A 12,126-nucleotide genomic window follows, 5' to 3' on the forward strand; every position below is an offset into this window, starting at 1 on the left:
GGTCACGGACCCAGACTTCGACGTGGCCGTGAGAGGCGGTGCAAATCCCGGTGTAACAGTGGTGCAACAGGCGTCCGCAGAGAATCGCAGACGATCGCAGATATCGTCCGAAGCCCAAACAATGCCCACGCCGACGCAACCCCTTGCGACGACTCGCGAAGGGGCACAAAAGCAAAAGCGGAGAGAACGGGATTCGAACCCGTGGTACCAGGTAAACCGGTACACCGGATTAGCAATCCGGCGCTTTCGGCCGCTCAGCCATCTCTCCATTCCAGGTTCTCACCTGGCATTCCGCGTTCCGGCGACCTGTGTCGAACGAGCTTATGACCCGCCTCCGACACCGTTCTCCGACCCGCAGACTTATTGACACCCGCCACGCATTCGCGTTCGGATGTCTCGGCCGGACGCCTCTGGGAGGCGAGCGGCGTGACGCATGCTACAGGCTCGCGTTCTGCCGGCAAAGTCAAAAACACACAATCACTTGCCGCTTTTCTCGGCCCCCCGGTTTCACAAGCACAACCGGCCCCCGCGGACCCCTCGCGTCAGCGTGCCCCACGGGGCTCAACCAAAAATGGCGGCCAGCCCGTGCCTCCTGAACCCAAAGGCGGAAGCCTCGTGATTGCCGTGTCCGAAAGCCTCCCGACACCGCTTGGCCGTCATTCGCGGCCGAAGAACTGCTCTTCGCGGGGCAGGGCAACGACCTTCCACGTCGCGGGATAGAACCGCACGATCCGCCGCGGGCGAAACCCTTCCAGCAGCATGTCGCACTGCACGCGGAGGCGCACCCCGCTGCTCCCCGGTTCCACCGGAATCCTCTCAATCTCCAGGATGTTGCCCCCTTTGCGATCGTTGACCGGGTCGTAAGTCATGAGACTCTCGCGGGCGACCGCGATCGTCCCCTTCGGAGCCGTCGGACGATCCTCCGGCTTCGACAGCGGCCAGCCGAACGGCTCAGGATTCGTCAGTGTCAGTTCATCGAACAGCGCGGGATCGATCCCCCCGAAAAACGTGATCGTCACGATCTGCAGTTCGTCATCCACCGCCTCCACCCATCCCGCCAGCCCCCGTTCCCGGATGTGCTGGCGGTGACATTCCAGCTGATGGGCCGCGGCCAGTTCACGGCTCGATTCGTCGAGCCAGATCTCAGTGATTCGCCCCGGTCCGTACAGGGTTGTCCAGGTCAGGTTGAACAGCACCGACTCCCCCGGCGCCAGATCGGTCAGCTTCGCGAATCCCGTCCCCCGATACACCCGCGTGCCGGGCGTGAAGTCGAAGCTCTGCGGCTTTCCGACCGCGACCCCGTCTCGTTCCAGTGAGGCGATCAGCTTGCGCGCCGACGGATCGATCGACGCGACCTTCCAGGTCCGGCCGTTCCGTGCATGGTGCGTGAAGTCATCCTCGAGCCGGAAGCAGCGCCGGAAATCGAGCTCGGGAGTCTTGCGGTTGTTATTCGCAGCCGGTGGAGGCGTCTGATCGTTCGCTGCCCGCAGGTAAAACTCTCCGTGAAGATGCGTTCCCAGCGGGATGTCCTGCAGGGCGGCCGGAGATCCGTGATAGGAAATCGAACCGTAGGGCAGCATCACCGCGTCGAGCGGAAGGTCCCAGATGCTCCGATCCTGGCTGTCGTTGCGATCGACCCGCAGATGGAACCGGCGTTCGAGGTGGTCGACCTGGATCAGTTCCCCGGAAATCGCGTGCGCCGAGCCTTCAGGCGGAAACCGGCCGTCAATCAGTGGATACCACTGCGGGTCATCCTTCTTGTCGCTCCCCTTCGCAGCGCGCGTGGGACGCGCATTGATCGGACCGTCCGCATCGATTCGGAACGGAGGTCCTTCGCCGGCGAAGAGCGTCCCCGCGACGATCAAGCTGCAGTAGCCGAGGCAGGTCGACAGGAAGCGCATGGTTGTGGATCACGAGCAAGAAGGAGGTTGCCGGTCGCTGGATCGTTCGAATCCGTCACGCCAGCAGTTCGGACAGAGGACGGATTCCGTCCTGGAAGGTCCCCGCAGGCACGTCCACGCGTTGCAGCATCGTGAGCAGCAGGTTGCTCAGCCTCGCATCACTGTCGACCGGCCGCGAGCACAGGCGGTAGTGGCCCGCCGCGTCCGCCACGTTGTACTGGCCGATCTTCGGCAGGTTGAAATCGACATGCTGCCCATGCCGGTATCCCAGCGCGCGTCCCCCGGCCAGCAACGTCGGCAGGTTCGCGTTGCCGTGGCTGTGGCCATAGGCCATGCCGCTTCCCCACAGCACCTGCGTCGTATCGAGCAGCGTCTGGCCGTTCTCTTCGCGGTGGGCCTTCAGCTGGTCGAGAAAGTAACTGAACTGCTCGACGAGGAATGTGTCGGTCTGCGTCAGCCGGCGAAGCTGTTCCGGGTCCCCGTTGTGGTGCGACAGGCCATGCCGCGTCTGCGAGATCCCGATGTCCGGAATCGCCCCTCCGTTCGATTCACTGCAGATCATGCACGTGATCACGCGGGTCGAATCCGTCCGCAGCGCCATGACCATGAGATCGTAGAACAGCCGGTGATATTCGCTCACGACGCTCATGTCGGCCTTGCGGCCGAGGCGCGAGGCATCGCCGCTGTCGAGTTTGGGCTTCGGAACGTTCAGCCACGATTCTGCCCGCTGCGTGCGGACTTCCACCTGGCGAACCGCCGTCAGGTATTCATCGAGCTTGTCGCGGTCGTTCTGCCCGAGGCGGCGATGCATCCGGCTCGCATCGTCGGCGACCAGGTCGAGAATGCTCCCGCGACGATTCAGCCGCCGGCGGATCGCCTGCGGGCTCTCCTTCTCCACGCCGAACAGCATGTTGAAAACGTTGACCGTGTTCCGTTCAGCCGGAATCTGGATGCCGTCCCGCGACCACGCCAGCGAATGTCCCTCAACCGCCAGTTCCAGAGAAGGGAACCGCGTGGAGCGCCCCTGCACCTCGGCCATCAGCTGGTCGGCCGACACCGTATTGCGAAACGGCCCGCCGTCTCCCGGAACATCGGCCCCGGTCAGCCACACCTTGTCGCAGTTGTGATGCTTCCCCAGAACCATCGGATGGTGCAGCCCGCTGATCGGCGTCACCTCCGTCCGGTGGCGTTCCAGCGATTGCAGCGGCTGCGTGAATTCGAAATCGGTTCCCGCCTTCTCGATCTGCCACGTCAGCGTGTTCACGCCGTTCGGGATGTACAGGAATACGCTCCGTTTCGGAGTCGTCACCGCCGTCCCCTCGGCCATGCAATCGAGCCGGGGAAGAAGCATCGCCACGCCCAGCCCGCGAAGCATTTGCCGCCGTGTCATCCGCCAGCGGTTCGCGTTGAGATTCGCCATTCTGGTGTCCTGGCTTTCTTTGGTCCGTGGGAATTCTGGCAGAAGCTTCGAAATGGAAAGGGACGCGTCAGCGTTTGACGAACAGGTCGGAGACCACGAACGCCTCGAGGATGGATCGCAACCGGTAGTCATCAGCTCGACCCGCTGCCGCGATTTCTTTGAGCTCGTCGCGATCGTCGAACGACATCGTCCGCCGCAGCCCGTAGCAGGCAAGCTTCTCGATGAACGCCGCCTGAAAGTCGTCGAGATGCCCCAGCATCAGCCCCTTGAACTCCTCCGGAGTTTCATATCGGCGGCCATCTGGAAACTGCCCAGCGGAGTTCACCCGCGGGTTGCTTCCTGTCCCCTCGACAGTCTCCTCCTCGCGCCACCGTCCGATGGCGTCGAAGTTCTCGAACGCCAGCCCCAGCGGGTCGATTTTGCTGTGGCACGAGGCGCAGCGGGCGTCGTGGATATGAGCTTCCAGCTTCATGCGCAACGTCGCCTTCGGGGCGTCGACCGGGTTCGGCTCGATGGGGTCGACATTCGCTGGAGGAGGAGGAGGAACGCGCCCGAGGATCGCCTCTGAAACCCATTTCCCTCGATGCACCGGCCGATGCCGCGTCCCGTCCGACGTCAGTGACAGGATCGCCGCCTGGGTGAGCAGTCCGCCACGATGGCTCTCCGCCGACAACGACACGCGCTGAACCGCGGAGCCTGTCAGGCCCGTCTCCGGCAATCCGTAGAACTTCGCCAGCCGTGCGTTCAGCATGCTCCAGTCCGAGTCGATGAACTCGCGAAGCGTCAGCCCCTCGTGGAGCACTTCTTGGAAGAATGCCCGGGGCTCCTCCACCATCGCCTTTTCCAGGCTCGAGTCGTAGTCGGGATACAGCTTCTTGTCGGGCGGAAACTTTCCGACGTTTCGCAACTGCAGCCATTGGCCCGCGAACGAATCGCTGAACCGCCTGGCCCTCGGATCGGCCAGCATCCGCGCGAGTTGCCGCGCCCGCTCCTTCTGATCCCTCAGCTTTCCCTGTTCGGCCAGCAGCAGAAGTTCGTCGTCTGGCATCGTGCTCCACAACAGATACGACAGCCTCGACGCAATCTCCCAGTCGTTGAGCGTCGTTCGATCCTCGTGCTCATCCCCTTCGGTCACGAACAGGAAACTCTTCGAACAGAGGATCGCGAGCATTCCCGCTTTGAGCGCTTCAGCAAACGGTTCCCCGGCCGCGAGTTCGTCTCGCACGATCCCGACGTACGCCTCCAGTTCGCCCGGAGCCGCAGGTCGCCGGAACGCCCGCCGCGCCAGGCGGCCCAGTCCCGCGCGAACCTGGTCCATGTTCCCCGGCTCGCTTGGGAAGTATTCCTCGCGACGCCTCTGCTCCTCGGCCGTCACGATCGGTCCACGGAACGAGACCGAATCCAGGATCAGGAACGGGTAGCGGGGACGTCCCTGCTCATCGGTCAGTTTCATCTGCCAGGGGATCCGCCCCTCTTTGGTGCTCAGGAACGGAGTCCGACCGTGCCGCCCCGATCGTGGATTATTCGACGGCCCCGGCACCTGGTTGATCACCAGGATGTCGGGCCGGCCCTTCGGCAGGTGCGCCTGGAAGGTCACCGTCACCGGCTGGTCTTCCGGCGCGACGACATCTTCCTCATGCAGTACCCGGTCGAGCTTCGACTCATACACAAACAGTCGCGGCGCACGACCGTTCTCGGGCTTCAGCCCGCTCAGCGTGTAACTGATCTCATAAATCCCCGCTTCCGGTAGCGGCTCCGATCCCGAATAGCGATACAGATCGCCCGGCCACATCTCGTAACGCACTTTGTCGATCAAACCGAGTGCGTTCAATCGCTCGCGATGAGGCGGGTCGATCTGCTTCTCGATGATCGCCCGTTTCGTGAACTCCAGCAGCGGCGGCTTCTTGGAAGGGTAGGCCTCGGCCAGAACCACTTCCGCGGCGGCCAGGTATTTCTCGATCTGTGACGGCGAGAGCGTCATCACGGATCCGATCCGCTCCAGGCCCCGCCACTCCGGGTCCTCCAGGAAACCGCCGGGATCGGTCGCGTTGTACTGCACGCCGATCAGGTCGCGGACGGTGTTGACGTATTCTTCCCGGCTGAGCCGGTTGTAAGACACCCGGCCACGCGCCGCGAGACGCGCCGCTTCGCCCTCCTTCATGCGGGCCGACAGCAACTCCACGATCTCGGTGCTCTCCTGCGAACCGGGTCGCTGCTTGTAGTCGGGAGGAGGCATTTCGCCCGAACTGATCCGCTCCATCACCTCCAGCCATTGAGGCGTGTCTTCCAAGCCGATTCGCGGCGAAAGAGTGTCGATGCGAAAGTCGCTCTTCGGCGAATCGGCGCCGTGACAGACCACGCAGTGGGTGTCGAGATACGTCTTGAGCCGCGGCTCGAGAGTGTCTGCCGCGCGGGACGACGCTCCCGGCGCCAGACCCGCGAGAAGCAGCAGGGCGAAGGCGAGACGCCCGCTGGCGCCCGGGGCCAGGCGGGAGCAGCGGGACGTCATCGCCGGGCCGTGGCCGTCGAAGGCTTCCTGGTCGAACCGGATCATTTCAGGGCGAACTCGAAATGGTTGGGGCCGGCCTCCGTCACGCTCGCGGTCAACCCGGATTTCCGCAGGTCCGAGTATTTCTCCGGCACGATCCAGTGGATCTCCGGAGGAACGGCCACGCCCCCCGCCGAGACGTCCACGTCCTCCGGCGTCTTGTTCACGACGTCCACCCGTCGGATCGCGACCTTTTGATCACCCGGAACCGCGCCGTCGAGGTCGCGAAACGTCGTCAGTGCAAACTGGCCCTCGGAATCCGTCCGGCCCGTGCCAGTCGTATTCGCCGTCTCGTTCATGAAGGTCACGTCCGCGTCGGCGATCGGTCGTCCCTTGAACGTCACGACACCGCTGACTGGAACCCGACTCGGACGATTGAGCTTCGCGTCGGGATCGCTCGACGAGCAGCCCGCGACGCACAGGAACAGCAGCAGGCCCGCCGGTCGTCGGCAGGCCCTCCAGAAGAAAAACTGAGTGGCCATGGTATGTGGTCTCTCGCGGAACGAAGCACAGTGACGACAAGCACGCAGGACGAGATCCCGCGGGCACACCTTTGGCGGCGTGCAGCAGAAGTGCGCACAGGCCGCCCCGTTCTGACCGCAACAGGGAACGACGCCATTCCGACAAGTTGCCGAACCTCGACTCGTGAGGTCCGGCAATGACGGCTGTTCCTGTCTGCGCCGCCTAGAACTCACCCACGACTTCCGATTGTCCGATCGTCGCCAGTGCTCCCCATGTCCCATAGGGGCTGGCGCCGCTCAGAGATTCGGGAGCCCCCGGATTTCCAGCGTGGATGTTCTCGCTGATGAACCGGACGGAGCCGTCCGCGAATCCCGCGTGAACGCCGCCGACATGCCAGCTCTGGGCCGTCATCACGCCGACCGAGTTGATGTTGCCGATCACGCACGACGGGCTGTTCGGAGGCAGGATCGCGTTGAAACCGGTGTAGATCGGCATCCCGTCATAGGCACGGGTTCCCCCTGTCCGGTATCCCGACAACGTCGCCGTCGGCAGAAACTCGCGCGTCGCCCGGTTCGCCTGCGCAAGACACAGCGAAGGGTTCGTCTGCAGGCCGACCAGGCTCTCGACCGTGTGCCCGAACAGCGACCGCGGACTCTTTTCGAAGCACCGCTCCGAGATCGCCATCGTGTTGCTCGTTCCGTCGGTCACGTCCTTGAACGCCACGTAGCTCCGCGTGCCGAACATCCCCCGCCGCTGGTACGCCCCCTGGTCGCCGCTCCCCGTCACATGATCGCCAATGCAATAGGAATAGCTCGTGGCCGACTGGGAGCCGTTACGGCCTCCGCGGGGATCACCGACAGGCCGATCCGAAGGGCAGGTCAGCCCCTTTACCTGGAAGCCCATCCCGAACAGGTCGTAGTTGGCGTTCCAGGGTTGCGCTCCGAACGGCTCGAACGTCACGCCGCCGAACGTCTGCGTCGAGCTGATCATGTTGTACAGGTTCGGTTCGTCGTAGAACGGCAACAGCGCGAGCGTCGCATTCAGGCGGTTGCCCGCTGTCCGCGGACCTCCCGATCCGGCCGGAAACCGTCCGTAAACGTCGGCATAGTTGTGCAGCGCCAGCGACATCTGCTTGAGGTTGTTCTTGCACTGGGTCCGTCGTGCTGCCTCGCGTGCCTGCTGCACTGCCGGAAGCAGCAGTGCGATCAGGATGGCGATGATGGCGATCACCACCAGCAGCTCGATGAGTGTGAATCCCCTCGTCCTCTTTTTCGCAGCCATGGAGCGCTCCATTCCGAACAAAAAGAGAAGTACAGAACGCATCGAAACGAACATCGTTCCGGAATCACAATGAAAAAACTCAGAACACAACGACCACTGGCCCGAAAGCACATCCTCAAACTTGCGGACGGGCGATGCCTTCGTCGCTCCTCGCGACGTCGGCTCGGCTCGGTCAGCGCGGCGCACCTCCTTTTCTTCGGAACTCTCCGCTGTACGGAACCTCAACGTACGGCGTGCTGCTCTCGTAGTACGATTCCATCTCTTCTGCCGTGAACACGCGGGAAAACGCCGCGAATTCATCCATCCGGCCACTGAGCCGACGATCGGCGTTGGCGTCCGTGAAATGCGCCAATGGCTTCCAGTTGCCGATCTGCGCCGATCCCAGAGCTGCGATGAGCCCTTGGGGCACGGACGCGGAAGTCTCTCGTTTGCCGTCGACGTACAGGCTCACCTGGCCGACGACCGAGTCGTAAACCAGCCCCAGGTTTGACCAGCGGTTGACGCGCTCAGGAAGAATGGCGCGCGTCTCCGCCCATGCGTTGAAAACGCCGCCTCCTTCAGGACGCACCCCCAGGTTCACGTCGCTCTTGATCGCGAACCGCACTTTCCCGTTCCGTCCCGTCATCCAGTGAACCTGGCCGAGGCGCCCCCATTCGTCCGTCGAATACAGGGAATTGTTCGTCTCATCCACATAGTTCAGCCGCACCCACGTCAGCAGTGTGAACTGGGGAACCTGGACGTTCAGGTTCAACTCGACCCGATCGCTCCGATCGATGAAATCGACAGCGGCCGTCCCCGGAAATCGTCCCTGCACGACCTGCGGTCCAATCACGTTCGCGCCGTTCTTCGGCGAGGCCCCGTCGACCGCTGGCTCGAAGTCGAGCCACGTCAGCAGCGCGGAGTCCTTTTGAAGTCGCGCTGACGCTTCCTGCGAACGCAGGAATTGGCCCGCCTGCAACCCTTCCGATAGCTTTTGAATCTCCCCCGCCTGCAGGAACGAACCCAGGCGTACATCACACGCCTCGCCCGTCCATTCCTGCCGGAGACGCACCGCCTTGTTGGTCGTCAGCAACTGCCGGTTCTTGCTCCCGGTTGATTGCGCGACCACCTCCCCCTGGAACACGTGGACCTCCGCGGCCCCTTCCTGCGACACGTCCACCCCGAATCGCGTTCCAAGATCGATCGCTTTGCCGGAGGGCGTCAGGACTGTGAAACCCTTCGCGGAGGGCGAGATATCTGCCGAAATCCGTCCTCGTTGCAGCCACAACTCCTGGACCGAAACAAAATGAAACTCCGCGGGCGCTTCGATGACGATCTTCGCGCCCCGCGGCGTCGCCAGTTCCACGGAACCGGTGCGAAGCAAGTGAGGCTCCGACCACAAATTCGTTCCGCTTGGCGGATTGTCGTCCCCGATGCTCTCCACCACGGTCGCGAATGCCCGGCCGGACTCTCTCCACTGCCATCCCCCCGCGATCACGAGCAGGAGGCCGCACGCGACAGCCACCCACTTCAGCCGCCCCTTGTTCAACAAGCGTTTCAACAGGGCAGGGGACGTCGACTTGAGCGGAGTCGCGCTCACCATCAGGCTCGCCGCACTCTGCGACAGCGCGGAATCCAGGTTGAGCCGTTCCGCAAATTCCCGACGTGAGTCGGCGCTCTCTCGCAACAGGCCGTTCAGTTCGGCCAGTTCGTCCGCCTCGATCTCATGATCGATGTAACGATTGATCAACTCGGCGAGACGGTGGCCGGAATTCATACGGCGGCCTCCTGGGCGACCTGACGCCGGACGCAATTCAGCAGGGAATGCCTCAGGCGATAAAGCCACTGGTAGAAGGCCACTTTCGTCCGGCCGCTCTGGGCCGCCGCATCTCCCATCGACGACCCCGGTTGATGGGCATGAAGCAGCAACTGCCGCTGCTCGGCCGGAAGCTTGCCAAGGCAGTGCTCCAGGGCGACCCGCTGCGCGCTCAGAGCCGATTCAGACTCCGGGGTCGCCGATTCGTCGGCGATCAGCTCCACCACGTCGCCTGCAAGCGTGCGACGGTCCCGGCCCTGGTCTCGCAGCCACGAAAGCACCTCGAATCGGGCAATCCCGAAGGCCCAGGCGCGAAAATCACCCCCCAGTCGAAATTGACCAAACTTCTCCCACAGCACCACCGCGATGTTCTGCATCAGGTCATCAACGTCGCTTCGAGAGGGGACTAAGCGACGGACGTAGGAACGAATCGACGACTCGTTGGCCGTAAACAATCTGAGAAAAGGAGCATGGCGGTCAGGGGCGTCCCCGACGCCATCAGTCTCCTTGACCGGCCGTTCCGCAATCGGCAACCGACCATGGTCGGCGGCAATTCGCATTCACACTCTCCCGGAGAGCCGGCAATGGAACGCGCCGCGCGATGCCATCACGTCCTCTCTTCCGACAGGAATACCGACCGGCCGCTCGATTCCCGGGGACCAGGCCGCGAGATCCGTTCCGAGTGATCCTCAGGAAATCTCCGCCAGCGGTTGCGACTTAACGCGCATTCACGAGCCAATCTCTGTTTTTCTCCAGAACGGAGAAAAATCTCACACACATCTTACCCATTTCTGCGGTGGCCGCCGTCCCCCAGACCCTCCCCACCGGCCCCCCCTTACGGGCGACTTCCTGCCGGGCCCACGGATTCGCCCCGTTTCTCCCGTCCTCATTTCCCTCCTGTTCTCCACCACATCCACGCTGCCCGCTCCCCACGCCTCCCCAATCCGGCCGCCTTCGTACAAACCTCGCCTCATTGTCGTTAGGATGCGGCGTCGCGGTCATTGGACGGCTCGCAAATCGGCGGTCAGGCGGTACTTCTTTCAAGCGTATGAGCAAACACATTTTTGTGACGGGTGGCGTCGTTTCCTCTTTGGGGAAAGGACTCACCGCGTCGTCGATCGCGATGCTTCTCGAACGTCGCGGACTCCGCGTCCGCATGCAGAAGCTCGATCCTTACATCAACGTCGATCCGGGGACCATGAGCCCCTACCAGCACGGCGAGGTCTATGTCCTCGACGACGGTGCCGAGACCGATCTCGACCTCGGGCACTACGAACGCTTCACCTCGGGACCCCTCACCCGCAAGTCGAACTACACGACCGGCCGGATCTACCAGGCGGTCATCGAAAAGGAACGCCGCGGCGCGTACCTGGGCGGAACGGTCCAGGTCGTTCCCCACGTGACCGATGAGATCAAGTCCGCGATCCTCGGGGTCGGCGGTCGCGATGTCGATGTCGTCATCACCGAGCTCGGCGGGACCGTCGGCGACATTGAAGGCCAGCCCTTCCTCGAAGCGATTCGTCAGATTCCTCTCGAGATCGGCAAGAAGAACTGTCTCTTCATCCACCTCACCCTCGTCCCCTATCTCAAGGCGGCGCGGGAGGCCAAGACCAAGCCGACGCAGCACAGCGTCGGACAGCTCCGCCAGATCGGCATCCAGCCCGATATCCTGATTGTCCGCACCGAACGCCCCATCGGACGCGACCAGACCGACAAGATTGCACTCTTCTGCAACGTCGAAAAGCACGCGGTCATCGAAGAGGTCGACAAGGAATTCTCCATCTACGAAGTGCCGCTCGGCCTCGCGGAACATCGCATCGACCGCCTGATCTGCGACAAGCTCGGCATCCAGGCCGGCGAACTCGAATTCGACGACTGGAAAGACCTGATCCAGCGGGTCCGCAATCCGCAGCATGAAGTCACCGTGGCCGTTGTCGGCAAGTACATCGAGCACCGCGACGCCTACAAGTCGATCTACGAATCGCTCGATCACGCAGGCTTCGCCCACTCGACCCGTGTGGTCGTGAAACGCATCGAGGCCGAAGAGGTCGAACGCCAGGGCCCCGAATCGCTCCTGCAGGGAATTGACGGCCTGCTCGTCCCCGGCGGATTCGGTTACCGCGGCATCGAGGGGAAGATCAAGGCGATCCAGTACGCCCGCGAATGCGAGATTCCCTACTTCGGAATCTGCCTCGGCATGCAGACCGCCGTCATCGAGTTCGCCCGCAATGTCCTCGGGCTCAAGGGCGCCAACAGCACCGAGTTCGCGGCTGATACCTCCCACCCGGTCATCTGCATGCTGGAAGACCAGCGGCGGATCACCAACATGGGCGGAACCATGCGCCTCGGCGCACAGCCCTGCGTCCTCACGCCCGGCCTGAAGTCCGAGGCGGCCTACGGAAAGACCGAAATCTCCGAACGCCACCGGCACCGGTACGAGTTCAATCCGGAGTACACGCAGCAGTTTGAACAGGCCGGGATGGCGATCAGCGGCCGCAGCCCCGATGGGAAGCTCGTCGAAGTCGTCGAAGTTCCCGATCACCCGTGGTTCGTCGCAGTTCAGTACCACCCGGAATTCAAGTCCAAGCCGCAGTCGCCCCATCCTCTCTTCCATGACTTCATTGCCGCAGCGCTCGTGCGCCGGCAGGAACGGATCGGAGCGGCCGTTTAACTGAAGTTCAGGCTCCTGGGCCCGCCAGTCGACGCGCGCAGCGGTCGA

Annotated in this window: 8 protein-coding genes and 1 tRNA gene; 1 reads left to right on the top strand and 8 read right to left on the bottom strand. The window is 63.1% G+C overall.

Features of this window, described 5'->3' with window-relative positions; genetic code table 11:
* Positions 1–178: 178 nt before the first annotated feature.
* The 8 genes from Pan44_RS15320 to Pan44_RS15355 form a co-directional block, all read right to left on the bottom strand.
* Positions 179–268 (bottom strand) — tRNA-Ser (locus tag Pan44_RS15320).
* 388 nt (positions 269–656) lie between these two features.
* On the bottom strand, positions 657–1,901 hold the full coding sequence (locus Pan44_RS15325) for a hypothetical protein (RefSeq protein ID WP_145030891.1): 1,245 nt from the start codon (positions 1,899–1,901) through the stop codon (positions 657–659).
* A gap of 55 nt (positions 1,902–1,956) precedes the next feature.
* The gene (locus Pan44_RS15330) at positions 1,957–3,321 is read right to left on the bottom strand and encodes a DUF1552 domain-containing protein (RefSeq protein WP_145030892.1); all 1,365 of its coding nucleotides are present in this window, start codon (positions 3,319–3,321) and stop codon (positions 1,957–1,959) included.
* Between the two features lie 67 nt (positions 3,322–3,388).
* The gene (locus Pan44_RS15335; RefSeq protein WP_197453352.1) at positions 3,389–5,875 is read right to left on the bottom strand and encodes a DUF1592 domain-containing protein; all 2,487 of its coding nucleotides are present in this window, start codon (positions 5,873–5,875) and stop codon (positions 3,389–3,391) included.
* On the bottom strand, positions 5,872–6,351 hold the full coding sequence (locus tag Pan44_RS15340; protein ID WP_145030893.1) for a carboxypeptidase-like regulatory domain-containing protein: 480 nt from the start codon (positions 6,349–6,351) through the stop codon (positions 5,872–5,874). Before Pan44_RS15340 ends, Pan44_RS15335 begins: the two co-directional genes overlap by 4 nt.
* Before the next feature lie 202 nt (positions 6,352–6,553).
* Positions 6,554–7,612, bottom strand: coding sequence for a DUF1559 domain-containing protein (locus Pan44_RS15345; RefSeq protein WP_145030894.1), 1,059 nt, complete (start codon positions 7,610–7,612; stop codon positions 6,554–6,556).
* Positions 7,613–7,784: 172 nt separating this feature from the next.
* On the bottom strand, positions 7,785–9,368 hold the full coding sequence (locus tag Pan44_RS15350; protein WP_145030895.1) for a LamG-like jellyroll fold domain-containing protein: 1,584 nt from the start codon (positions 9,366–9,368) through the stop codon (positions 7,785–7,787).
* On the bottom strand, positions 9,365–9,967 hold the full coding sequence (locus tag Pan44_RS15355; protein WP_145030896.1) for a sigma-70 family RNA polymerase sigma factor: 603 nt from the start codon (positions 9,965–9,967) through the stop codon (positions 9,365–9,367). The genes Pan44_RS15350 and Pan44_RS15355 overlap by 4 nt, the downstream gene beginning before the upstream one ends.
* Before the next feature lie 488 nt (positions 9,968–10,455).
* Between Pan44_RS15355 and Pan44_RS15360 the strand changes: the two genes are divergently transcribed.
* Positions 10,456–12,078, top strand: a complete 1,623-nt coding sequence (locus Pan44_RS15360; protein WP_145030897.1) for a CTP synthase — start codon at positions 10,456–10,458, stop codon at positions 12,076–12,078.
* Positions 12,079–12,126: the final 48 nt, after the last annotated feature.

The organism is Caulifigura coniformis (assembly GCF_007745175.1).
GTDB lineage: Bacteria > Planctomycetota > Planctomycetia > Planctomycetales > Planctomycetaceae > Caulifigura > Caulifigura coniformis.